General features: G+C 61.8%; 26 protein-coding genes. 20 read left to right on the top strand and 6 right to left on the bottom strand.

Annotated elements, in window-relative coordinates; all coding sequences use genetic code 11:
* Positions 1–96 precede the first annotated feature (96 nt).
* Entirely contained in the window at positions 97–1,212 is a 1,116-nt protein-coding gene (gene ald, locus FJW04_RS24435; RefSeq protein ID WP_015317949.1) for an alanine dehydrogenase, read from the bottom strand.
* Between the two features lie 157 nt (positions 1,213–1,369).
* Between ald and FJW04_RS24430 the strand changes: the two genes are divergently transcribed.
* Positions 1,370–1,843, top strand: a complete 474-nt coding sequence (locus FJW04_RS24430; protein ID WP_015317948.1) for an Lrp/AsnC family transcriptional regulator — start codon at positions 1,370–1,372, stop codon at positions 1,841–1,843.
* A 4-nt stretch (positions 1,844–1,847) separates the two neighbouring features.
* Here FJW04_RS24430 and FJW04_RS24425 read toward each other — a convergent pair whose 3' ends face one another.
* Complete coding sequence (locus tag FJW04_RS24425; protein WP_015317947.1) at positions 1,848–2,507, bottom strand: 5-formyltetrahydrofolate cyclo-ligase; 660 nt, start codon at positions 2,505–2,507, stop codon at positions 1,848–1,850.
* 164 nt (positions 2,508–2,671) lie between these two features.
* Between FJW04_RS24425 and FJW04_RS24420 the strand changes: the two genes are divergently transcribed.
* Both FJW04_RS24420 and FJW04_RS24415 read left to right on the top strand, forming a co-directional pair.
* Complete coding sequence (locus tag FJW04_RS24420; protein WP_140619574.1) at positions 2,672–3,937, top strand: NAD(P)/FAD-dependent oxidoreductase; 1,266 nt, start codon at positions 2,672–2,674, stop codon at positions 3,935–3,937.
* Positions 3,938–4,087: 150 nt separating this feature from the next.
* On the top strand, positions 4,088–6,067 hold the full coding sequence (locus tag FJW04_RS24415; protein ID WP_140717251.1) for a bifunctional 2',3'-cyclic-nucleotide 2'-phosphodiesterase/3'-nucleotidase: 1,980 nt from the start codon (positions 4,088–4,090) through the stop codon (positions 6,065–6,067).
* A 124-nt stretch (positions 6,068–6,191) separates the two neighbouring features.
* Here the strand turns inward: FJW04_RS24415 and FJW04_RS24410 are convergent, their stop codons facing one another.
* Positions 6,192–7,448 (bottom strand): cyclopropane-fatty-acyl-phospholipid synthase family protein, encoded by a 1,257-nt coding sequence (locus FJW04_RS24410; protein ID WP_140619578.1) that lies wholly within the window; start codon positions 7,446–7,448, stop codon positions 6,192–6,194.
* Positions 7,449–7,783: 335 nt separating this feature from the next.
* Here FJW04_RS24410 and FJW04_RS30630 point away from each other — a divergent pair, with 335 nt between their 5' ends.
* The 6 genes from FJW04_RS30630 to FJW04_RS24385 all read left to right on the top strand — a co-directional run bounded on the left by FJW04_RS30630 (position 7,784) and on the right by FJW04_RS24385 (position 10,975).
* The gene (locus FJW04_RS30630) at positions 7,784–7,918 is read left to right on the top strand and encodes a hypothetical protein (RefSeq protein WP_023773660.1); all 135 of its coding nucleotides are present in this window, start codon (positions 7,784–7,786) and stop codon (positions 7,916–7,918) included.
* Positions 7,919–8,087: 169 nt separating this feature from the next.
* Complete coding sequence (locus FJW04_RS24405; RefSeq protein WP_015317942.1) at positions 8,088–8,378, top strand: Dabb family protein; 291 nt, start codon at positions 8,088–8,090, stop codon at positions 8,376–8,378.
* Positions 8,379–8,525: 147 nt separating this feature from the next.
* Entirely contained in the window at positions 8,526–9,407 is an 882-nt protein-coding gene (locus tag FJW04_RS24400; RefSeq protein ID WP_140717250.1) for a VOC family protein, read from the top strand.
* Positions 9,404–10,246, top strand: a complete 843-nt coding sequence (gene kdsA, locus FJW04_RS24395; protein WP_140717248.1) for a 3-deoxy-8-phosphooctulonate synthase — start codon at positions 9,404–9,406, stop codon at positions 10,244–10,246. The genes FJW04_RS24400 and kdsA overlap by 4 nt, the downstream gene beginning before the upstream one ends.
* Before the next feature lie 75 nt (positions 10,247–10,321).
* A complete protein-coding gene (locus FJW04_RS24390) occupies positions 10,322–10,525 on the top strand; it encodes a dodecin family protein (RefSeq protein WP_015317939.1) in 204 nt (67 codons plus the stop codon).
* 84 nt (positions 10,526–10,609) lie between these two features.
* The gene (locus tag FJW04_RS24385) at positions 10,610–10,975 is read left to right on the top strand and encodes a PRC-barrel domain-containing protein (RefSeq protein WP_015317938.1); all 366 of its coding nucleotides are present in this window, start codon (positions 10,610–10,612) and stop codon (positions 10,973–10,975) included.
* A gap of 57 nt (positions 10,976–11,032) precedes the next feature.
* Here FJW04_RS24385 and FJW04_RS30625 read toward each other — a convergent pair whose 3' ends face one another.
* Complete coding sequence (locus FJW04_RS30625) at positions 11,033–11,158, bottom strand: hypothetical protein (RefSeq protein WP_140717246.1); 126 nt, start codon at positions 11,156–11,158, stop codon at positions 11,033–11,035.
* Between the two features lie 197 nt (positions 11,159–11,355).
* On the opposite strand from FJW04_RS30625, the gene eno reads away from it, so the two are divergent.
* From eno to FJW04_RS24325, 11 genes are all read left to right on the top strand, one after another.
* Positions 11,356–12,630 carry a phosphopyruvate hydratase gene (gene eno, locus FJW04_RS24375; RefSeq protein WP_015317936.1) on the top strand — a complete coding sequence of 425 codons (1,275 nt, stop codon included), beginning with the start codon at positions 11,356–11,358 and terminating at the stop codon, positions 12,628–12,630.
* Positions 12,631–12,780: 150 nt separating this feature from the next.
* On the top strand, positions 12,781–13,104 hold the full coding sequence (locus FJW04_RS24370) for a septum formation initiator family protein (protein ID WP_140619588.1): 324 nt from the start codon (positions 12,781–12,783) through the stop codon (positions 13,102–13,104).
* Between the two features lie 191 nt (positions 13,105–13,295).
* Entirely contained in the window at positions 13,296–14,333 is a 1,038-nt protein-coding gene (gene pdhA / locus FJW04_RS24365) for a pyruvate dehydrogenase (acetyl-transferring) E1 component subunit alpha (RefSeq protein WP_015317934.1), read from the top strand.
* 14 nt (positions 14,334–14,347) lie between these two features.
* Positions 14,348–15,778, top strand: coding sequence for a pyruvate dehydrogenase complex E1 component subunit beta (locus FJW04_RS24360; RefSeq protein ID WP_140717244.1), 1,431 nt, complete (start codon positions 14,348–14,350; stop codon positions 15,776–15,778).
* 18 nt (positions 15,779–15,796) lie between these two features.
* Positions 15,797–17,158, top strand: coding sequence for a pyruvate dehydrogenase complex dihydrolipoamide acetyltransferase (locus tag FJW04_RS24355; RefSeq protein ID WP_140717242.1), 1,362 nt, complete (start codon positions 15,797–15,799; stop codon positions 17,156–17,158).
* 14 nt (positions 17,159–17,172) lie between these two features.
* A complete protein-coding gene (locus tag FJW04_RS24350; protein ID WP_140717240.1) occupies positions 17,173–17,586 on the top strand; it encodes a hypothetical protein in 414 nt (137 codons plus the stop codon).
* A gap of 4 nt (positions 17,587–17,590) precedes the next feature.
* Entirely contained in the window at positions 17,591–18,226 is a 636-nt protein-coding gene (locus FJW04_RS24345) for an SGNH/GDSL hydrolase family protein (protein WP_015317930.1), read from the top strand.
* Positions 18,227–18,242: 16 nt separating this feature from the next.
* Positions 18,243–19,691, top strand: coding sequence for a dihydrolipoyl dehydrogenase (gene lpdA / locus FJW04_RS24340; protein ID WP_140717238.1), 1,449 nt, complete (start codon positions 18,243–18,245; stop codon positions 19,689–19,691).
* Between the two features lie 99 nt (positions 19,692–19,790).
* Entirely contained in the window at positions 19,791–20,048 is a 258-nt protein-coding gene (locus FJW04_RS24335; protein ID WP_015317928.1) for a GlsB/YeaQ/YmgE family stress response membrane protein, read from the top strand.
* 136 nt (positions 20,049–20,184) lie between these two features.
* On the top strand, positions 20,185–21,150 hold the full coding sequence (lipA, locus tag FJW04_RS24330) for a lipoyl synthase (RefSeq protein WP_140664404.1): 966 nt from the start codon (positions 20,185–20,187) through the stop codon (positions 21,148–21,150).
* A gap of 10 nt (positions 21,151–21,160) precedes the next feature.
* Positions 21,161–21,619, top strand: a complete 459-nt coding sequence (locus FJW04_RS24325) for a type II toxin-antitoxin system RatA family toxin (RefSeq protein WP_015317926.1) — start codon at positions 21,161–21,163, stop codon at positions 21,617–21,619.
* Here the strand turns inward: FJW04_RS24325 and FJW04_RS24320 are convergent.
* Complete coding sequence (locus FJW04_RS24320) at positions 21,595–22,104, bottom strand: CinA family protein (protein ID WP_140717236.1); 510 nt, start codon at positions 22,102–22,104, stop codon at positions 21,595–21,597. The two genes, FJW04_RS24325 and FJW04_RS24320, sit on opposite strands and share 25 nt — an antisense overlap.
* Positions 22,101–23,330 (bottom strand): bifunctional 2-C-methyl-D-erythritol 4-phosphate cytidylyltransferase/2-C-methyl-D-erythritol 2,4-cyclodiphosphate synthase, encoded by a 1,230-nt coding sequence (locus FJW04_RS24315; protein ID WP_140717234.1) that lies wholly within the window; start codon positions 23,328–23,330, stop codon positions 22,101–22,103. The genes FJW04_RS24320 and FJW04_RS24315 overlap by 4 nt, the downstream gene beginning before the upstream one ends.
* Between the last annotated feature and the right edge of the window lie 54 nt (positions 23,331–23,384).

The following is a 23,384-nucleotide window of genomic DNA, read 5'->3' as shown; positions in this document are numbered from 1 at the left end:
GGGTTTGGCGCATCATTGCCCAAAGCAAAAAGCCCGCCGGAGTGAACCGGCGGGCAAGAGTGTGAGTTGACTTTTTCTGGGTATATTCCGGGTATATTAAGCCGCCAGCACTGCTTTCGGCTCGACCAGTTCGTAGCCGAGCGCTTCGGCGACCGCGCGGTTGGTGATCTTGCCCTTGTGGACATTCAGGCCGTTGCGCAGGTGATGGTCATCGACCAGAGCCTTCAGGCCCTTGTCCGCGAGTTGCAGACCATAGTGCAGCGTCGCGTTGTTGAGCGCGTGGGCCGAGGTGACCGGCACGGCACCTGGCATGTTGGCAACGCAGTAGTGGATCACGCCGTCGACCTCGTAGGTGGGCTCGGCATGGGTGGTGGCGTGCGAGGTCTCGAAGCAGCCGCCCTGGTCGATGGCGACATCGACCAGTACCGAGCCCTTCTTCATGCCGGACAGCATTTCGCGGCTGACGAGCTTCGGTGCGGCGGCGCCCGGGATGAGCACGGCGCCGACGACGATGTCGGCCGAGAAGCATTCTTCCTCGAGCGCCTCGACGGTCGAGTAACGGGTGTGGACCCGGCCGGCGAAGAGGTCGTCAAGCTGGCGCAGGCGCGGGATCGAGCGGTCGATGATGGTGACATCGGCGCCAAGGCCGGCGGCCATACGGGCCGCGTGCAGGCCAACGACGCCGCCGCCAAGCACGGTGACCTTGCCCGGCAGCACGCCGGGTACGCCGCCGAGCAGCACGCCGCGGCCGCCATTGGCCTTCTGCAGCGCCGTGGCGCCGGCCTGGATCGACAAGCGGCCGGCGACTTCCGACATCGGGGCCAGCAGCGGCAGGCCGCCACGATCGTCGGTCACGGTTTCGTAGGCGATCGCCGTCACGCCCGAGGCGAGCAGGCCCTTGGTCTGCTCCGGATCCGGAGCCAAATGGAGATAAGTGTACAGGATCTGGCCTTCGCGCAGCTGTGCCCATTCATTGGGCTGCGGCTCCTTGACCTTGACGATCATGTCCGACTTGGCGAACACGTCGGCGGCCGTCTTGGCGATGATGGCGCCGGCGGCGCGGTAGGCGTTGTCATCGGCGCCGATGCCGGCGCCCGCGCCGGTCTCGACCAGCACTTCATGGCCATGGGCGACATATTCGCGTACCGAGCCCGGCGTCAGGCCGACACGGTATTCGTGGTTCTTGATTTCCTTGGGGCAGCCGATGCGCATTTTCTTCTCCTGATCCGGGCCCTTTTGGGCTCACTCCCTGTAGTGCTGGAGTGAACCATGAATCGGCGTGCAGGTGTTTGCGAATGCGCTTGCGCGAACAGGCCGGTTTCGATATTTGTTGCAAAAAATAAACGGATTTTCGCAGGAATCACGAAAAATGCCGCTCGACAGGATTGATATCGCCATTCTTGAGACTTTGCAGAAGGACGGGCGGATGCCGAACGCGGCCCTTGCCGAGAAGGTTGGCCTGTCGCAGTCGGCCTGCTCGCGGCGGCTCGACAATTTGGAGAAGTCCGGAACCATCCGCGGCTATCACGCCCGGCTGTCCAACGCGGCCCTTGGCCACCAGATGACGGCGATCGTCCACATATCGCTCTCCGGCCAGTTCGAAAAGACGCTGTCGGATTTCGAGGCGGCGATCAAACGCTGCCCCAACGTGCTGTCGTGCCACCTGATGTCGGGCGAGTACGACTATATCCTGAGGATCGCGGCCAAGGATCTCGTCGACTACGAGCGCATCCACAAGGAATGGCTGTCGGCGATGCCGCATGTGACGAAGATCAATTCGTCCTTCGCCCTGCGCGAAATCGTCGACCGGACGGCAATGGGTCTGAAGCCGGAGATGGCCTAGAGCCCTATACCGTGGCCGCCTCCGTCACGATCCGATCCATCGGGATGTCGTGCGGCTGCGGATAAATGGTGGCGATGCGCTGCAATTCGTAGCCGACACCGATGACCAGTGGCTTGAACGGCATGGCGGCCAGCGTACGGTCGAAGAAGCCGCCGCCATAGCCCAGGCGATAGCTTGCCGGATCAATGCCGACAATGGGCGAGATGACGATGTCCGGCAGCACCGGATCACCCTCTGCCGGAATCGGGATGTTCCAGACGCCCTTTTCCAACCGGTCGCCCGGTTTGTAGGCGCGGAAGATCAGCGGTTGCCCTTTCTCGACAACGATGGGCAGCGCGGTGCGACCGCCACGCTCATTGACGGACGCCATCCAGGGCCGCAGATCCGGCTCGCCGCGAAACGGCCAGTAAAGGCTGACCATGCGGCCCGCGATCTCGCCGACAAGTGCATCCAGCCCGCCGGCGATGCGTTGCGACATTGCTGTTCGGGCGTCGGCGGAAACTTCAAGCCGGGCGGCGATTAGCCTTTCGCGCTCGGCTTTGCGCCAACGCCGCACGTCGGTCCAGTCGCTGAGTGGTGCCTGGAACGCAGGGTCGAGCTCGTGCATGAAGCAGGGCGGCGAAGAGTATTGCGCCGGGCCCTGGTTGTCATGATCGTTAGCCATGCCTCACCTCATCTCATGTTCGATGACGCTATACCTCGCGATACGATAGAACATGTGCATTCACGACATGGAACGACGAGTCTCAAGCACTGTCCTGCCATTGTTGCATTGCACAAGATACCTACATCTAGGGCAGGCAATCTTGCCCATCAGGGGTGAATCAAATGAGCGATGCCAGACATCATGTCGTCGTCGTCGGTGCCGGGTTCGGCGGTCTCGAATTCACCCGCGCACTGGCCGGTGCACCGGTGCGCATTACCATGATCGACAAGCGCAACCATCATCTGTTCCAGCCGCTGCTCTATCAGGTGGCAACCACGGCGCTGGCAACCTCGGAGGTTGCCTGGCCGATCCGCCATCTCCTGCGCAAGCGCAAGGATGTGACGACACTGCTCGCCAATGTCACGGGTGTCGACCGGTCCGGCAAACGCGTTCTGCTCGACGACGGCAGCGCCGTCGCCTACGACACGCTGGTGCTCGCCACCGGCGCGCGCCATGCCTATTTCGGCCATGACGAATGGGAGCCTTTCGCGCCGGGCCTGAAGACTTTGGAGGATGCCACCACCATTCGGCGCCGCATTCTTCTGGCCTTCGAGCAGGCGGAGCGGGAATCTGACCCTGCCAGGCGCCAAGCGCTGCTGACCATTGTCATCGTCGGCGGCGGGCCGACCGGGGTCGAACTCGCCGGAACCATTGCCGAACTGGCACATGACACGCTGCGCGGCGAATTCCGCAACATCGATACGCGCCAGACGCGGGTGGTGCTGATCGAGGCCGGCGACCGCATTCTGGCCAATTTCGCGCCAAAGCTCTCCGACTACGCTCGGAAGGCGCTGGAACGGCTTGGCGTTTCGGTCGAGCTCGGCCGGGCCGTTACGCGCTGCGATGCCGACGGCGTGGTTTTTGGCGACACGATTCTGCCGGCCCGCACGATCCTGTGGGCAGCCGGCGTTGCCGCTTCGCCAGCCGCCGAATGGCTGGAAGCGAAGGCGGATCGGGCGGGCAGGGTGTTGGTCGAGCCTGATCTCAGCGTGCCCGGCAGCCCGGAGATTTTTGTCATCGGCGACGCCGCTCACGTGCTGCGGCCCGACGGGCGGCCCGTGCCCGGCGTCGCGCCTTCCGCCAAGCAGGAGGGACGGCATGTTGCCGCGACGGTGAAGGCCAGGCTTGCCGGCGACACCAGCCCGCGGCCTTTCCACTACAAGCACGCCGGCGATCTGGCGACGATCGGCAAGCGCGCCGCCGCCATTGATTTCGGCTGGATCAAGCTCACCGGTTGGCTTGCGTGGTGGCTTTGGGGCATTGCACATATCTATTTCCTGATCGGTTTTCGCAATCGGCTTGCGGTTTCGCTGAGCTGGCTATGGATCTACGTCACAGGCCAGCGCAGCGCCCGGCTGATCACCCAGGGCGACGACGACAAGACCTGACTTTCTTCACCGCGCCTTTCATCCGGCCGTCATCTGTTGCTGATGGATTGGCGTGCCAATGCGCGCGACTTCTTGAGTGGACTTGAGCTGATTTCAGCGCGAAGTTCGCTTCGGGGCAGGACTCGTCAGGTCGTTGAAGAAGGAGAAAACATGTCGCAACTGCTCCATCCCGTCTCTCGCCGTGGTCTCCTAGCCGGGGCCGCCGCCACAGGGGCGCTGATCGTGCTTCATCCCTTCTCCGCCCGGGCGCAGGCCAACCAGGCGCATCTAAGGATCATGGAAACCACCGATATCCATGTGAACGTGCTGCCTTATGACTACTACGCCGACAAAGCCAATGACACGATGGGCCTGTCGCGCACGGCCTCCCTCATCGACGCGGTGCGCAAGGAAGCCGCCAATTCGATGCTGATCGACAATGGCGACCTTTTGCAGGGCAACCCGATGGGCGACTACATCGCCTATGAGAAGGGCCTGAAGGAGGGCGATCTCCATCCGATCATGAAAGGCATGAACCTGCTCGGCTACGAGTGTTCGACACTGGGCAATCACGAATTCAACTATGGCCTGTCCTTTTTGGACAAGGTGCTGGCCGGCGCCAATTTCCCGTTCGTCTGCGCCAACCTGATCCGGGGTACCGAGCTTGCCGCCAACCCGCGCGACGACAAGCTCTACCTCAAGCCTTACGTAATCCTGGACAAGAAGATCAAGGACGGGTCAGGCTCGGAACAGCCGATCAGGGTCGGCATCATCGGTTTCGTGCCGCCGCAGATCATGGTCTGGGACCTCAAGAACCTCGAAGGCAACGTCAAGACACGCGACATTGTCGAAGCGGCGAGGGCGTGGGTGCCGCGGATGAAGGAGGAGGGCGCCGACATCGTCATCGCGCTCTCGCATTCCGGCATCGACGTCAAGCAGGGTGACATGATGGAGAATGCCTCGTTCTTCGTCGCCGGCGTCGAAGGCATCGACGCGGTCTTCACCGGCCACCAGCATCTGGTCTTCCCCGGCAAGAAAGATTTCCAGGCGCTCGAGGGCGTCGACGCACAGAAGGGGACGCTGCAAGGCAAGCCCGCCGTCATGGGCGGGTTCTGGGGCTCACATATGGGCCTGATCGACCTGATGCTGGAGCGCGACGGGTCGAAGTGGAAAGTGGTCTCGGCGACATCGGAGGCACGGCCGATCTTCGAGCGTGTCGACAACAAGAACAAGCCGACCGTCCCGGACGACAAGCGCATCATCGCCGCTCTCGAGCAGGACCACCAGGCGACGCTCGCCTATGTGCGCCGCCCTGTCGGCAAGACGTCCGCGCCGCTCTATTCCTATTTCGCGCTGGTCGCTGACGACCCGTCGGTGCAGGTCGTCAGCCAGGCGCAAACCTGGTACCTGAAGGACATATTGAAAAGCACACAGTGGAAGGACGTGCCGTTGCTGTCGGCGGCGGCCCCGTTCAAAGCCGGTGGACGCAACGGCGCCGATTACTATACCGATGTGCCGGCGGGCGACATCGCCATCAAGAACGTCGCCGACCTCTACCTCTATCCCAACACGGTGCGCGCCGTGGAAATCACCGGGGCTCAGGTCAAGGAATGGCTGGAAATGTCGGCCGGCATCTTCAACAAGATCGAGGCCGGGAAGGCCGACCAGGTCCTGATCAACACTGATTTTCCGTCCTACAATTTCGACGTCATCGACGGCGTCACCTACAGGATAGATCTGTCGCAGCCGCCGAAATACGATGCCAAGGGCGGCATCGCCAATGCCGGTTCCAATCGCATTGTTGAGCTTATGTTCGACGGAAAACCGATTGATCCGGCAGCGAAATTCGTTGTCGCGACCAACAATTACCGGGCTGGCGGCGGTGGCAATTTCCCCGACATCAATGCCGCGAAGATCATCTACGAGGCGCCGGACACCAACCGCGACGTCATCGTCCGCTACATCGTCAGCCAGGGCACCATCAACCCGTCGGCCGACGACAACTGGTCGTTCGCGCCGTTGCCGGGAACCAGCGTCGTCTTCGACACCGGCGTCAAGGCAAAGGACGTCATCGCCGATGTGAAGTCGCTGAAGATCGAACCTGCCGGCGAGGGCGAAGCTGGCTTTGCCCGATATCGCATCCTTCTCTGATCAGCCGTCAAAGCTGGATGCGGTCAGCCTTGGAGGGGCCGGCGGCACGAATCGCCTGGCATGACAAGATCCAGCGCATCGATGGAAATGCCGCCCGCAAAAGGAAGTCGACGTGCGTACCCAGCTACGCCTTGTAGACCACCTGGCGCACATCGATGTAGCTGGCTCGGAAGCCGGCTTCGCAATAGTGCAGGTAGAACTCCCAGAGTTTCTTGAAACGATCGTCGAAACCGAGCGGTACGATTTTCTCCCAGGACCCTCGGAAACGCTGGCGCCATTCGGCAAGCGTACGGGCATAGTCCTCGGGGAAAACGCGTTCGCGCAGATGGGCAAGGCCGTGCGCGGCGCCAAGTGATTTCAAGATGGACGGCGTCGGCAGCATGCCGCCCGGGAAGACGTAGCGCTGGATGAAATCCGGCCTGGCGCGATAGGTGTCGTAGGCGGCTTCGTTGATGGTGATGATCTGCAGCCCAGCCATGCCGCCGGGCTTCAGGCAGTCCTTCATCTTGGAGAAGAACACCGGCCAGTATTTCTCGCCGACCGCCTCGAACATCTCGATCGAGGCGATGCGATCGTAGGTGCCCGTTTCGTCGCGGTAATCCTGCAACTTGATGTCGACCTTTTCGGTAAGGCCGGCCTTGGCGATGCGCGCCTTGGCGAAGTCGTGCTGCTCGCGGCTGATGGTCAATCCGGTAACCCGGCAACCGATTTCGCGTGCCGCGAATTCGGCAAAGCCGCCCCAGCCGCAGCCAATCTCCAGCACATGATCTTTCCCGCCTATGCCGGTGTCCCTGGCCAGCGCCCGGTATTTGGCGGCCTGGGCGCTCTCGAGATCGTTGACGCCATTGGCGTAAAGCGCCGAGGAATAGGTCATGCTCGGGTCAAGCCATTCCTTGTAGAAGGCGTTGCCGAGATCGTAGTGCGCCGAGATATTACGCTTCGATCCGGTGCGTGTGTTCTCGTTGAACCAGTGACGGATGCGCTGGACTGTGTTGATGAGCCAGCTGGCGCCGCCGGCAACCCTTTCACCGAAGGCGGAGTTGACCACGAATAATTCCAGGAAGCTGGTGACGTCAGGGCTTTCCCAATCGCCGTCCATATAGGATTCGGCAACACCAATTGTGCCGCCGGAAAAGGCGCGGCCCGGCAGGCGCCAGTTCTTGAGCACCAGTTCGGCATCGGGCCCCGGCGCCTTTCCGCCGACGAGAACGGCGCGGCCGTCCGGCATCCAGACTTTCAGCGAACCGCGCGGCAGGTTCATCGCCGCCGACAGCACCATGCGCGCCTTGGCCGGCAGGCCCTTGACGATCTCGGCGAAATTGAACTCGTCGAGCCTGACCGCGTCGCCCGGCGCTATGCCATGATGTTCCCCGTGTGTCATTCCAAGCCCCTGGATCTCCGTGGTGCCGGCGCGATCGCCGAGCCGCGGTTCTCTTGGTTCATCCGCCGGGTTCGAACGCCATTGCCTGGTCCCGGTAGCTTGCGGATCCGGCGACAGGCGGGCTCGAACGAAGCGCGCGCCCCTTAGCCAGAGCTTCAGCGCTTCCCGATGAATGCCTGCGCCAATCTTCCACGCCATGAGGCGGAACTTCAAGAGGCATGCCAAGAGCTGGACTGTGCCACGCGGGCGGCTGGCATCCGCCGCCTTGCGGCAGGCTGCTGCCCGAAATCGAAAACGTCTATGGCAGCCGCGGCGCTAGTGCGATAGCTTTAGCCATGCGTTATGTGATTGTCATTGCCGCCATCGCGTTCTTCCTGATCTGGGACGGTCTCTACAATCAGGGCCGGTATCTCGACGTCACGGTCAGGGAACTCTCCCATGTCGTGCGCTACGTCACCGGAAAAGCCTGATATCCCCTCTTGAGATAGCAGCCTGGCGCCTCATTTGAGGTGCTCACCGGTGTGAGACGAGGTCCAGCCCGATCGAGGCGCGTCGCAAGGACGCGTGGCGCCATGACCGGTTGACGCAAAGAGACCGCCGTCACAAAAGACCCCGACATTTCAGATCGAGGAGGCGGGATTGATCCGGCATATCGTTTTCTTCAGCGCGCGCCGCAAGGAAGATGTGGAAGCAGTTCGCACCGGACTGCTGGCGCTTGGGGACATTCCTCATTCCAGTCTCTTCGAGGTCACGTTGAACACCAAGGTCGACCCGCTGTCGGATGAAGTCGATGTCGTCGTCTACGCGGAATTTGCCGATGACGCGGCGCTGGCAGCCTACAAGTCGCATCCGCTCTATGCGCAGACCACCAGCAAGGTCAAACCATTGCGCGAGCTGCGCTATTCCGCTGATGTCGTGGCTGGAAGCTGATCCCGTGCCGGGATAGCCTCATGTCAAGTCCAGTTGCGGCGGAAGGGAAAGTCCACGGCTGTTTCAGGTGGTTGTTGCGGGGCCGCCGCCGGCGGCATTGCGATCAAGTCTTGAACCGATCTTCCGAATGATGCACATCGCGCTTCCATGACCTCGTCAGGCATTCATCCGCTCGATCATCTGGTTCTGCCGACGCAGAGCCTCGATGTGGCGCGTGCCCGGCTCAACGCCCTTGGCTTCGTCGTCGCTCCGGCCGGAATCCATCCGTTTGGCACGGAAAACTGCTGCGTTTTCCTCGCCGACGGCACCTATCTGGAGCCGCTTGCGATCGGCCGTGAACAGGCTGCGATAGAGGCGGCTGCCGAGGGCAATGTCTTCGTTGCGCGCGATCGCCTCTATCGCGAAAGTCGTGGCAACGGGGGATTTTCCGCGGTGGTCCTCGGCACGGACAATGCCGATGACGACCATGAACGCTATGTCGAAGCGGGTCTGTCGGCGGGAGACAAGCTGAGCTTCTCCCGAGCCTTCACAGACACGGCGGGCAAAAGCGATACGGCGTCATTCAAGCTCGCCTTTGCCGCGGCTCCCGGCCAAACGGACGCATTTCTTTTTGCCTGTCAGCGCATCAACGCGCCGAGAGTAGACCGAGGAGCCTTGCAGGCTCACCCCAATGGGGTCGACGGAATTGTCGAGGTGGTTGCAATCAGCAGCGCTTCCGCCGAGCAGCATCGGCTGATTTCAGTGGCGGTCAATGATCAGGCCGCCGATGCGCACGACGGCGTTTTTCATCTGCCGAACGCGGTCTTGACCGTGCTGGACACCGCCGCTTTCACGGCGAGATTCGGCATACCGGCCGGTACGCCATCAGAATTGCACTTCGCCGCCGTGGTTTTTTCGATCCGCGACATTGGCGCCACCGCAGGTCTGCTTGCGGCCAATGCCGTCCAGCACGATATGTCGGGCAATGACATCATCGTGCGGCCGGCATCTGGGCAGGGCGCAGCCTTCATCTTTCGGGAGATCCCATGAGCAACCCCCTGGCGCCCAATTCGTCGGTAACCGTCGGCAACGTCGTCTTCGACAATGCGGGACCCCTGGCGCTGATCGCCGGCCCTTGCCAGTTCGAATCGCGCCAGCATGCCTTCGACATGGCCGGCACGCTGAAGGAGCTGACCGGTAGGCTCGGCATCGGCCTCGTCTACAAGACGAGTTACGACAAGGCCAATCGCACCTCGTTATCGGCAACGCGGGGTGCCGGCATGGATGCCGCGCTTCCCGTCTTCGACGAGTTGCGCAAGGAATTCTCGCTTCCCGTCCTGACCGATGTCCACACCGAGGAACAGTGCGCGATCGTGGCGCCGCATGTCGACGTGCTGCAGATTCCGGCCTTCCTGTCGCGCCAGACCGATATGCTGGTCGCCGCCGCGACGACGGGCAAGGTCATTAATGTGAAGAAGGGGCAATTCCTCGCGCCCTGGGACATGAAGAACGTCGTCGCCAAGATCACCGGCTCGGGCAATGCCAATGTGCTGACCACCGAGCGCGGCGCTTCTTTCGGCTACAACACGCTGGTGTCGGATATGCGGGCGCTGCCTGTCATGGCCGAGATCGGCGCCCCGGTGATCTTCGACGCCACCCATTCGGTGCAGCAGCCGGGCGGGCAGGGCGGATCGTCTGGCGGGGAGCGCCGCTTTGTCGAGACGCTGGCCCGCGCGGCCGTTGCCGTCGGCGTTGCCGGCGTCTTCATCGAGACCCACCAGGACCCCGACAATTCGACTTCCTCCGACGGTCCCAACATGCTGCCGCTAAAGGATATGCCGGCACTGCTGGAAAGGCTGATGGCCTTCGACAGGATTGCAAAGGGCTGAAAAGCCAATGTCGTAGCGGATAAGCCCCGGTTGTAGGCTCGTCCGGCAAATGAGCGCTTTGGCAAGAGGAAGCCAATGTCCGTCGCCCGCGTCACCGAAATCACCTCGTCGTCCAGGAAAAGCTTTCAAGACGCCATCGAGAAGGGAATTGCGCGCGCCGCGAAGACCCTGAAGAACGTCGAAGGCGCCTGGATCCAGGACCAGAAGATCGTCGTCGAGGATGGCAAGATCGCGGCCTATCGCGTCAATATGAAGGTGACTTTCATCCTCGCGGAGTGATTGGGCAGCCGCCAAAAAAGTCGGGAACTTTCGCCCGCGCCCCTCATTGTCAAAGTGCGGATTAACGACAACGAGGAGCAAACAATGACGACGCAAACAGGCCACACCGAAGCCATTGCCGCTTCGCGAGTCATCGGCACGACCGTCTACAACACCCAAGGCGACAGCATCGGCAGCATCGAGGACGTCATGCTCGACAAGACGTCGAACGGCATCATGTTCGCGGTGATTGGATTTGGCGGCTTTCTCGGCATTGGCGAGAAGTACCACGCCATCCCCTGGGCAAGCCTCGACTATGATGAGGCAAGGGGCGGCTATGTCATACCCTTCTCCAAGGAACAGCTGAAGGCAGCGCCTGCCCATTCCATCAACGAACTGGCCGGCGCGGATGGCGAGAGCGCGCGCGACGAGTCATACGAATATTACAAGGTCGCGCCCTACTGGCATTGACGCCACAATCGAAAAGGGGGTCGTTTCCACGGCCCCCTTTTTGATTCAAACGCAACGCTACTCGCTGATGTGCAAAGCCGGCAAAGACGCAATAGCCTTTGGCGGCGACTGCTGGTTGTCGCATGACGTCAGGAACGCCGCGGCGATCAGGAACAGACTGACAATACCGCTCACCTCAGACATGGCGAACCCCTCCTGTTTCGCCCCACGATAACATTCCTAACCCGAAATGCGCGTCCGGTGGCATGACTTATGATGACAGGAAATTGCGCTTCGTGAATCGGGCGGGCGGCACTATTCGATCAGGCCCCGATTGCCTTTTGCGTCGCTTTGGCTAAGACGGGCGCGACGTTTTCTCCAGATCAATCGAGGACATCGCAATGACCGCCATCATCGACATTGTCGGGCGTGAAATCCTGGACAGCCGTGGAAACCCGACCGTCGAGGTCGATGTTGTTCTCGAAGACGGTTCGATGGGCCGCGCCGCGGTGCCGTCGGGTGCCTCCACCGGCGCCCACGAAGCCGTCGAGCTTCGCGACGGCGGCGCCCGCTACCTTGGCAAGGGCGTGCTCAGGGCCGTCGAGGCGGTCAATGGCGAATTGTTCGAGGCGATCGGCGGCATGGAAGCCGAAAACCAGATCCATATCGATCAGACCATGATTGAGCTTGATGGCACGCCCAACAAGAGCCGGCTCGGCGCCAACGCCATCTTGGGCGTTTCGCTGGCGGTCGCGAAGGCCGCGGCCGATGCAGCCGGGCTGCCGCTCTACCGCTATGTCGGCGGCACCAAGGCGCATGTCCTGCCTGTGCCGATGATGAACATCATCAATGGTGGCGCGCATGCCGACAATCCGATCGACTTCCAGGAATTCATGATCCTGCCGGTCGGTGCGCCGACGCTGCGCGAAGGCGTGCGCTGGGGCTCGGAAATCTTCCACACGCTGCGCAAGAAGCTGAAGGATGCCGGCCACAACACCAATGTCGGCGACGAGGGCGGCTTCGCCCCGAACCTGAAGAGCGCGCCGGTGGCGCTCGACTTCATCATGGAATCGATCGAGAAGGCCGGATTCAAACCAGGTGAAGAGATCGCGCTCGGCCTCGATTGCGCCGCGACCGAGTTCTTCAAGGACGGCAACTATGTCTATGAGGGCGAGAAGAAGACGCGCGATCCCAAGGCGCAAGCCAAGTACCTCGCCAAGCTCGCGGCCGACTATCCGATCATCTCGATCGAGGATGGCCTTGCCGAGGACGATTGGGAAGGCTGGAAGTACCTGACCGACCTGATCGGCAAGAAGACGCAGCTCGTTGGTGACGATCTCTTCGTCACCAACACGGCGCGCCTGCGCGACGGCATCCGCATGGGCGTCGCCAACTCGATCCTGGTCAAGGTCAACCAGATCGGCTCGCTGACCGAGACGCTGGATGCCGTCGAGACCGCGCACAAGGCTGCCTACACCGCCGTCATGTCGCACCGTTCGGGCGAAACCGAGGATTCGACCATTGCCGATCTCGCCGTCGCCACCAATTGCGGGCAGATCAAGACCGGCTCGCTGTCGCGCTCCGACCGCATGGCCAAATACAACCAGCTGATCCGCATCGAGGAAGAACTCGGCAAGCAGGCGCATTACGCCGGCAAGTCGGTGATCAAGGGCTGATCCGGCCGCACATCGTTGATACGGAGAGGGCGGGACATCCCGCCCTTTTTCATTTCAGGCCGGCATGGCGGTCTCCCGTAACCGTCCGTTAAGCACAATCAGGCGAAAAAGACTTCGAGCCGTTTGAGTTCGCGGCACGGGGAATCGGTTATGTGGACGCGTCAGCACAAGCAGAGAAACACCGGCCGGCTGATCATTCCCTCGCTGTGCGTGCTGTTCCTGGCTTATTTCGGCTTCCATGCCTATCACGGTGAATTCGGCATCAATTCGAAATACAAGCTTGAGGCCGAGACGGTTGCGTTGCAGGGTCAGCTCGATGCGATCAAGGCACGCAGGATGGAACTCGAGCGGCGCGTCAAGCTCATGCACGACGGCACGCTGGAGAAGGACATGCTCGACGAGCAGGCGCGCAAGGCACTCAATCTGTCGCAGGCCGACGAGATCACCATCATGCTGCCGGCTCCGGCGAAGTAACCAATTTCAGGTTAATCACCAATATTTTCAATGATTTTAATTGCTTAGGCGCATGCCAGCTATGCAATTTCGACATGGCGGAACGCCTTTCTACGTGTTAGCCTCCCATAAATCGAAGGGGAGGGCGATCTCCCCGGAGCAGTTTGATCTTGCTCCAGTGTCCGCAAAGAGACGCCAACAGGGAGTGATGCATGGCCACCGCAGCCAGAAAAGCGCCTGCCAAATCGAAATCCGACGGCAAACCCGGTCTATCAGCACCCAAGCCTGTTGACTTCACCAAGGACGAAGAGCTTGCCGCCTACCGGCACATGCTGCTCATCCGCCGTTTCGAGGAGAAGGCCGGCCAGCTCTACGGCATGGGCTTCATTGGCGGTTTCTGTCACCTCTATATCGGCCAGGAAGCGGTCGTCACCGGCATGAAGATGGCGCTGATCGACGGCGATCAGATGATCACGGCCTATCGCGATCACGGCCACATGCTGGCGATGGAGCTGTCGCCGCGTGGCGTGATGGCCGAGCTGACCGGACGCCGCGGCGGCTTGTCCAGAGGCAAGGGCGGTTCCATGCACATGTTCTCCAAGGAGAAGCATTTCTATGGCGGTCACGGCATTGTCGGTGCGCAGGTGTCGCTTGGAACAGGTCTGGCCTTTGCCAACCGCTACCGCGACAACAACAATGTCTCGCTGACCTATTTCGGCGACGGCGCCGCCAACCAGGGCCAGGTCTACGAAAGCTTCAACATGGCCTCGCTGTGGAAGCTGCCGGTGATCTACATCATCGAGAACAACCGCTACGCCATGGGCACCTCGGTGTCGCGCTCTTCGGCGGAAACCAATTTTTCGCATCGTGGCGCGTCGTTCAAGATTCCGGGCATCCAGGTCGACGGCATGGATGTGCGTGCGGTGAAGGCGGCTGGCGATCTGGCTACCGAGTGGTGCCGTGCCGGCAATGGGCCGATCATTCTCGAAATGCAGACTTATCGCTATCGCGGCCACTCGATGTCCGACCCGGCGAAATATCGCTCCAAGGAAGAAGTCCAGAAGATGCGCTCCGATCATGATCCGATCGAGCAGGTCAAGGCGCGGCTCATCGAGAAGAAGTGGGCGACCGAGGACGAACTCAAGACCGTCGACAAGGAGGTTCGCGACATCGTCGCCGACGCCGCCGAATTTGCCCAGCACGACGCGGAGCCGGATCCGTCCGAGCTCTGGACCGATATCGTATTGTAAGGGAGGGCCAGGACATGCCGATCGAAATTCTCATGCCCGCCCTCTCGCCGACCATGGAAGAGGGCAATCTTTCCAAGTGGTTGAAGAACGAGGGCGACAAGGTCGTCGCCGGCGACGTCATTGCCGAGATCGAAACCGACAAGGCGACGATGGAAGTCGAAGCCGTCGACGAAGGTACGCTGGGCAAGATCCTGATCGCCGCCGGCACCGAAGGCGTCAAGGTCAACACGCCGATCGCCGTTCTGCTGCAGGATGGCGAAAGTTCTGGCGACATGGACAAGGCCTCCAAGGCGGCTCCCGCCTCCACGCAGGACGCGGTGTCAACTGGTGGGCAGCGCGCCGACGCGGCCGAGGAAGGCTCGCAACGGGCGCCGCAGGATGCTGGAGAGGCGCCGAAAGCCTCCGTCCCCGCCGCCCCGGTGGTCAACCTCGCTGCCGATCCGGACATTCCTGCCGGCACCGAAATGGTCTCGACCACGGTGCGCGAGGCGCTGCGTGATGCCATGGCCGAGGAAATGCGCCGCGACGGCGATGTCTTCGTCATGGGTGAGGAAGTCGCCGAATACCAGGGCGCCTACAAGATCACACAGGGCTTGCTGCAGGAATTTGGGCCGCGGCGCGTCGTCGACACGCCGATTACCGAGCATGGTTTTGCCGGCGTTGGTGTCGGCGCGGCGATGGCTGGGCTGAAGCCGATCGTCGAGTTCATGACCTTCAACTTCGCCATGCAGGCGATCGACCAGATCATCAACTCCGCCGCCAAGACGCTCTATATGTCGGGCGGCCAGATGGGCGCGCCGATCGTGTTCCGCGGGCCAAATGGCGCGGCGGCCCGCGTCGCGGCACAGCACTCGCAGTGCTATGCCGCCTGGTACAGCCACATTCCAGGCCTGAAGGTGGTGATGCCATACACGGCCGCCGACGCAAAGGGGTTGCTTAAGGCAGCGATCCGCGATCCGAACCCGGTCATCTTCCTCGAGAATGAAATCCTCTACGGCCAGTCCTTCGACGTTCCGAAGCTGGACGACTTCGTGCTGCCGATCGGCAAGGCGCGCATCCACAAGGCAGGCAAGGATGTCACCATCGTCTCCTTCGGCATCGGCATGACCTATGCGGTGAAGGCTGAAGCCGAGCTGCGCGGCATGGGCATCGACGCCGAGATCATCGACCTCAGGACTATCCGTCCGCTCGATCTCGACACCGTCATCGTCTCGGTCAAGAAGACCAACCGGCTGGTCGTGGTCGAAGAAGGCTACCCGCAGAATTCGGTTGGCGACCACATCGCCAACCAGGTCTCGCAGCGCGCCTTCGATTTCCTCGACGCACCGGTCATCACCATTGCCGGCAAGGACGTGCCGATGCCTTATGCGGCGAACCTCGAAAAACTGGCTTTGCCGAATGTCGGCGAGGTCATCGAGGCCGTCAAAGCCGTCGCATATCGCTGAACCGGGTGGGAGGACAATATGCCAATCAACATCACCATGCCGGCGCTCTCGCCCACTATGGAAGAGGGCAATCTTTCCAAGTGGCTGGTCAAGGAAGGCGACAAGGTTTCGCCCGGCGACGTGATCGCCGAGATCGAAACCGACAAGGCGACGATGGAGGTCGAAGCCGTCGATGAGGGCACGGTTGCCAAGCTCGTCGTGCCGGCCGGAACCGAAGGGGTCAAGGTCAACGCGCTGATCGCGGTGCTTGCGGCGGAAGGCGAAGATGCCGGCGCCGCGGCGAAAAGCGGCGGCGCCACACCGGCGAAAGCCGAAGCTCCGAAAGCGGATGCGCCTAAAGCCGAAGCGCCGAATGCTGAAGCGCCAAAGGCCGAGGTCGAGGCCCCAAAGGCGCAGGCGGCTCCGGCCGCCAATGGCAACGCGGCTGGCGACCGCACCTTTGCATCGCCGCTTGCCCGCCGTATCGCCAAGGACGCCGGCGTCGACGTCTCTGCGGTCACCGGCACCGGCCCGCACGGCCGCGTGGTCAAGGCTGACGTAGATGCCGCGATTGCCGGTGGTGGCGCCAAGGCGGCACCGGCTGCCAAGGCTCCGGCCGGCGCGCCTGCCTCCACCCCGGCGGTAAAGGCGATGTCGGACGAGCAGGTGCTGAAACTGTTCGAGGAAGGCTCCTACGAACTCGTCCCGCACGACAATATGCGCAAGACCATCGCGCGGCGCCTGGTCGAAGCAAAAACCACCATCCCGCATTTCTATCTGACGCTCGACTGCGAACTCGACGCGCTGCTGGCTTTGCGCACTCAGCTCAATGCCGCGGCACCGGTGAAGAAGACCGACAAGGGCGAGGCGCCCGCCTACAAGCTGTCGGTCAACGACATGGTCATCAAGGCGATGGCGATGGCGCTGAAGGCCGTGCCGGATGCCAATGCGTCATGGACCGAGAGCGCCATGGTCAAGCACAGGCATGCCGATGTCGGCGTCGCTGTGTCCATTCCCGGTGGCCTGATCACGCCGATCATCCGGCATGCCGATGAAAAGACGCTGTCGGTCATCTCCAACGAGATGAAGGACCTGGCCAGCCGCGCCCGCAGCCGCAAGTTGAAGCCGGAGGAATATCAAGGCGGCACGACCGCCGTCTCCAATCTCGGCATGTTCGGCATCAAGGACTTTGCCGCCGTCATCAACCCGCCGCATGCGACGATCCTGGCGGTCGGCGCCGGCGAGGAGCGGGCGGTGGTCAGGAACGGCGAGATCAGAATAGCCACCGTGATGTCGGTGACGCTGTCAACCGACCATCGTGCGGTTGATGGCGCGCTGGGGGCCGAACTGCTGGTCGCCTTCAAGAAGCTGATCGAGAATCCGATGGGCATGCTGGTCTAGGAAAGGGAAAGGCTGTGCGGATATTCTTCACCAGCCTTTTCGCCTTTTTGATTTCCGGCTTGGCCGGCGGCCTTATCGCGCAATGGTTGGCTGTCGCCACCGGCGCCGAGGAAGAATACATCATCGTCTTCATGTTCTCGGTGCTGGTGACTTTTGTCGTCACCTTCATCTTCTTCGTTGCGCAATTGACGAACGATCCGGTCGCGGCCGTCGCCAGCGCAGGCAAGTGGACGCTGATTGCCTTTGTGGCGCTTCTCGTCCTGCTGGTCGCGCTGATCCTCTACAGCGACAGCAGCGCCGCGGTGGTCAGGAAAGACATACCGATGGTTGCCGGTCTCGGTCTGCCGGGCCTGGTGACGATCGTCATCCATTGGTTGTTCGCACGCTGGCGCGTGAAGCGCGGCGTGGCCGACACAAAGGCAGGTTGAACGGATGAAGACGGTGCTTTGTTACGGCGACTCGCTGACCTGGGGCTACAATGCCGAGGGCGGCCGTCATGGGCTCGGGGATCGCTGGCCAAGCGTCCTGCAAGCAGGCCTCGGCGAAGGCGTTCAAGTCGTCGCGGAGGGGCTCAATGGCCGCACCACCGCCTTCGACGATCATCTGGCCGGAGCCGATCGCAACGGCGCGCGGCTGCTGCCGACAGTGTTGACGACGCATGCGCCGATCGACCTGATCGTCATCATGCTCGGCGCCAATGACATGAAGCCATGGATCCATGGCAACCCGGTTGCCGCCAAGCAAGGCATCCAGCGGCTGATCGATATCGTGCGTGGCCACGACTATCCGTTCGACTGGCCGGCACCGCAGATACTGATCGTTTCGCCGCCTCTTGTCAGCCGCACCGAAAATGCCGACTTCAGGGAGATGTTCGCCGGCGGCGATGAGGCCTCGAAGCAGCTTGCGCCGCAATACGCCGCACTCGCCGACGAGGTCGGCTGCGGCTTCTTCGACGCTGGCACGGTGGCGCAAACAACACCTCTCGATGGCGTCCACCTCGATGCCGAGAATACGCGAAACATTGGCGAGGCGCTGACGCCGGTCGTGCGCGTCATGCTGGAATTGTGATTGAAGGAGAAAACCCGTGGCTGAGAACTACGACGTCATCATCATCGGCTCCGGTCCCGGCGGCTATGTCACCGCGGTGCGCTCCGCCCAGCTCGGCTTCAAGACGGCGATCGTCGAGCGCGAGCATCTAGGCGGCATCTGTCTGAATTGGGGCTGTATTCCGACCAAGGCGCTGCTGCGGTCGGCCGAGATCATGCATTATTCCGATCATCTGAAGGATTACGGCCTGAAGCTCGATGGCGGCAAGATCAGTGCCGATACCGCTGCCGTCGTCGATCGGTCGCGAAAAGTGTCGCTCAGGCTCAATGGCGGCGTCGCCTTCCTGATGAAGAAGAACAAGGTCGACGTCATCTGGGGCGAGGCCAAACTATCCAAGCCCGGTGAGATCGTGGTTTCCAAGACGGCCAAGAAGCCGATGGAGCCGCAGCCGCCGGTGCCGAAAGGCGTCAAGGGCGAGGGCACCTACACCGCCAAGCACATCATCCTGGCGACCGGCGCCCGGCCGCGCGCTCTGCCCGGCATAGAGCCGGACGGCAAGCTGATCTGGACTTATTTCGAAGCCATGGTGCCGAAGGAGATGCCGAAGTCGCTGCTGGTGATGGGCTCAGGCGCTATCGGCATCGAATTCGCCTCCTTCTATCGCACAATGGGCGCCGAGGTCACGGTGGTCGAGCTGCTGCCGGCGGTGATGCCGGTCGAGGACGCCGAGGTCTCGAAATTCGCGCAAAAGCAGTTCGAGAAGCAAGGCATGAAGATCATCCTCGAGGCCAAGGTAACCAAGGTCGAGAAGGGGACGAACTCGATTACCGCGCATGTCGAGATGAAAGACGGCAAGGTCGAGAAGATCACCGCCGATCGCATGATCTCGGCCGTTGGCGTCCAGGGCAATATCGAGAACCTCGGCCTTGAAGCACTCGGTGTTAAGACCGAGCGCGGTTGCGTGGTCATCGACGGTTACGGCAAGACCAATGTGCCTGGTATCTACGCCATCGGCGATGTCGCCGGTCCGCCCATGCTTGCTCACAAGGCCGAGCACGAGGGCGTCGTGTGCGTCGAGAAGATCGCGAATTTCCCCGGTGTTCATGCCACGGACAAGCTCAAGATCCCCGGCTGCACCTACTGCAATCCGCAGGTCGCCTCGGTTGGACTGACGGAAGCAAAAGCCAAGGCCGAGGGCAAGGATATCCGCGTCGGCCGGTTCCAGTTCGGAGCCAACGGCAAAGCCATCGCGCTTGGGGAAGACCAGGGCTTCATCAAGACCATCTTCGACAAGAAGACCGGTCAGTTGCTCGGCGCACACATGGTCGGCGCCGAAGTTACGGAACTGATCCAGGGTTTTGTCGTGGCGATGAACCTCGAAACCACCGAGGAAGAGCTGATGCACACCATCTTCCCGCATCCGACGCTGTCCGAGATGATGAAGGAAAGCGTGCTCGACGCCTATGGCCGCGCCTTGAACGCATGATAGATTCCCCGCAGGAGACTCAGCTGTCAAAGCCGTGGGATCTCGACGGCGAGGCAGTTCGTTTCCGAATGCATTTTTACTGGCGCAAGGAGAAGGCATATGCACTTGAACGGCGTGGGCTGGATCGCAGCAATCATTATCGGCGGCCTGGCAGGCTGGTTGGCCGAAATGGTCATGAAGAGCAACACCGGCATATTCATGAACATTATCATGGGCATCGTTGGCGCGGTGGTGCTGAACGCAGTCTTGCAGGCGCTCAACATCGGCGTGTTCGGCGTCGGCTGGACCGCCTATCTGATCACCGGCTTCATCGGTGCCTGCCTGCTGATCTGGGTAGGTCGCCTGTTGCGCCGTTAGTCGATATCGTTTTCGCTATGCGAAAACGGTTGTAGCGGCATGCGCCGCTGCAGCCTTTTTCTTTGTCCCGAAAAGTCCTAGATGACGTTAAGGTGACGATCGCCGACGGGCGGTCGCAAGAAAGGCCAGGGTTCAGATGGTCACTGTCCTCGACACGATCGCCAACGCGCCGCGGCTGCGGCATCCCGAGAAGGCCCACAAGCCCGACCAGGAGGTATTGCGCAAGCCGGACTGGATCCGCGTCAAGGCGCCGGTGTCGAAGGGATATGCCGAGACACGGGAGATCGTGAAATCGCACAAGCTGGTGACAGTATGCGAAGAGGCCGGTTGCCCGAACATCGGTGAGTGCTGGGAAAAGAAGCACGCCACCTTCATGATCATGGGCGAGATATGCACGCGCGCCTGCGCCTTCTGCAATGTCGCCACTGGCATCCCGACCGCACTCGACTCCGACGAGCCCGCGCGTGTCGCGCATGCCGTCAAGCAAATGGGCCTCAGCCACGTCGTCATCACCTCCGTTGACCGCGACGATCTCGACGATGGCGGTGCGCAGCACTTCGCAGATGTCATCCGTGCGATCCGGGCGGCAACGCCTCTGACGACGATCGAAATCCTGACGCCCGATTTCCTGCGCAAGGAAGGCGCACTGGAGATCGTCGTGGCGGCCCGGCCCGACGTCTTCAACCACAACCTCGAAACCGTGCCGTCGAATTATCTTAAGGTCCGGCCGGGCGCCCGCTATTTCCACTCGATCCGGCTGCTGCAGCGGGTCAAGGAACTCGATCCGTCGATTTTCACCAAGTCCGGCATCATGGTCGGCCTTGGCGAGGAGCGGAACGAAATCCTGCAATTAATGGACGATCTGCGTTCGGCCAATGTCGACTTCATGACCATCGGCCAATACCTGCAGCCGTCGAAGAAGCACCACCCGGTGATCCGCTTCGTCACGCCGGAGGAATTCAAGTCCTTCGAGACGATCGGCAAGACAAAGGGTTTCCTGCTGGTGGCATCGAGCCCGCTGACACGCTCTTCGCACCATGCCGGCGACGATTTCGCCCGGCTGCGCGCCGCGCGCGAAGCGCAGCTCCAGAAATTGGTCTAACGCCGGTTTCATGCCGAAATTCGAAGCCACCCGCCGCGTCGCCCACACGCCTGAGCAGATGTTCGCGCTGGTCGCCGACATCGAAACTTACCCGCAATTCCTGCCGCTTTGCGAAGCGTTGGCGGTCCGCTCGCGCAAGGAGCGTGACGGCCGCACCATCCTCGTGGCCGACATGAGCATCGGCTATAAGGCGATCCGGGAGACTTTCACGACGCAGGTGCTGCTCAAGCCCGACGAACATGCCATCGACGTGAAGTATATTGACGGCCCGTTCAAATATCTGAGCAATGTCTGGCGGTTCGAGCCGGATGGTGCCGGTTGTGCCGTGCGCTTCTTCATCGACTATGAATTCAAGAGCCGCATCTTGGGTGCGCTGATGGGCACGATGTTCGATCGTGCCTTCCGCATGTTCGCCGAAGCTTTTGAAAAGCGCGCCGACATCATCTACGGCAAGAAACCGGCGGCCTGACTCTCGCCAAGCGCCTGCAAGCCGATCTCAAGTGCATGATGGACCGTTTCCCGGCGGATGAAGTCACGGCCATTGTCGGCAAACAGCTTGCGTTCAGCCGTCACGGGTCGGCCGTTCACCGCAACGCCAAACCAGACCAGCCCGACCGGCTTTTCCCTGGAACCGCCACCCGGACCGGCAATGCCGGTGACGGCCAGCGCCAGCCCGGCACGCGAACGGGCGAGCGCTCCGGCGGCCATCTCGATGGCTGTCTCGCGGGAGACCGCACCATGCACGTCGAGCGTGGCGGCGCGAACGCCGAGCATGTCCATCTTGGCTTCATTGGAATAGGTGATGAAGCCGCGATCGACCACGGCGGAAGAACCGGCAATGTCGGTCAGCGCGGCGATGATCATCCCGCCGGTACAGCTTTCCGCGGTCGCCAGCATGATGCCGCGCTCCCGGCACGCCTCAAACAGGGCGGTTGCCAGTTCGCTGTTGGTCATTCCGGAACCTCGCCTGGAAACACCACACTGGCGGTGGCGATCGCCGCGATACCTTCCTCGCGGCCGACAAAGCCGAGCTTCTCGTTGGTTGTCGCCTTGACCGAGATGCGGTCGGCGGAAATGCCCAGCATCTGCGAAAGGACTGATGTCATCGCCTCGCGGTGCGGGCCGACGCGCGGCGCCTCGCAGATCAGCGTGATATCGGCATTGGCGATGCGTCCGCCGCGCTCGCGCACCAGTCTTGCCGCATGTTCGACGAATATCCGCGATGCAGCGCCTTTCCACTGCGGATCGGATGGAGGAAAGTGCGTGCCGATATCGCCGGCCCCGCAGGTCGCCAGCAGCGCGTCGGTCAGGGCGTGCAGGCCGACATCCGCGTCGGAATGGCCCGACAATTTCCTGTCATGCGGGATGGCGACGCCACAAAGCGTAACATGGTCGCCGGGCTCGAAGGCGTGGACATCGTAGCCATTGCCGGTGCGGATGTCGGGAAAGTGTGTCCGCTCGCTAGAAAGTCGCTGGTGCGCCATGGCGATATCCCGTGCCCATGTGAGTTTGACATTGTCGGGCGATCCAGGAACGAGCTTCACCGGCATTTGCATCCATTCGGCGATCGACGCGTCGTCGGTAAAGTCGGATTTGCCGCTGTCATAGGCTTGCTCATGCATCGTCATGATCGCGAGGAAGGGAAAGCCTTGCGGCGTTTGCGCCGCGTGCAGCCCGCTCCTTGGCACCGTTTCGCCGACCATGCCGGTCGCCGATTCGCGTTTCAGCGTGTCGGCGACCGGCAGGGCGGGAAGCGCGCCTTCACGTTCGCCGATGGCCGCGATTGTGCGGTCGATCAGATCCATGTCTACAAAGGGGCGCGCGGCGTCGTGGATGAGGACCTTGTCCGGCGCGTAGCTTCTCAGCGCCTGCAGCCCGAGCCGAACCGAATCCTGCCTGGTCGCGCCTCCGGCAATTGCCGTTACCCGATCCGCATCGGTTCCGACCGCTTGCTGAAAAAGCTCGCGGTCCTCGGCATGGATGGCCACGACGATCCGGCCGATGAGTGGGTGCGCCAGAAAAATGTCTATCACACGAGCGATAACGGCGCGTCCGCCAATTCGTTGATATTGCTTCGGACCATCGGTTTGTCCGGCGCGCGCGCCGCGACCGGCCGCGACGATAACCACCGCGACTTTGCCACCCGGATCCGGAGCCTGATTTTCGGTTGCGCCAGTCATGCAGTCCGGTCCTAGTCGCGGCCAAGGCCGAAGGCCAGCATTTTCCCAATTGCG

The sequence above is a fragment of the Mesorhizobium sp. B2-7-3 genome (assembly GCF_006440715.1).
Classification (GTDB): Bacteria; Pseudomonadota; Alphaproteobacteria; order Rhizobiales; family Rhizobiaceae; genus Mesorhizobium; species Mesorhizobium australicum.
Note: the sequence above shows the minus strand (reverse complement) of the source record. Positions and strands in the feature narration are given on the sequence as shown.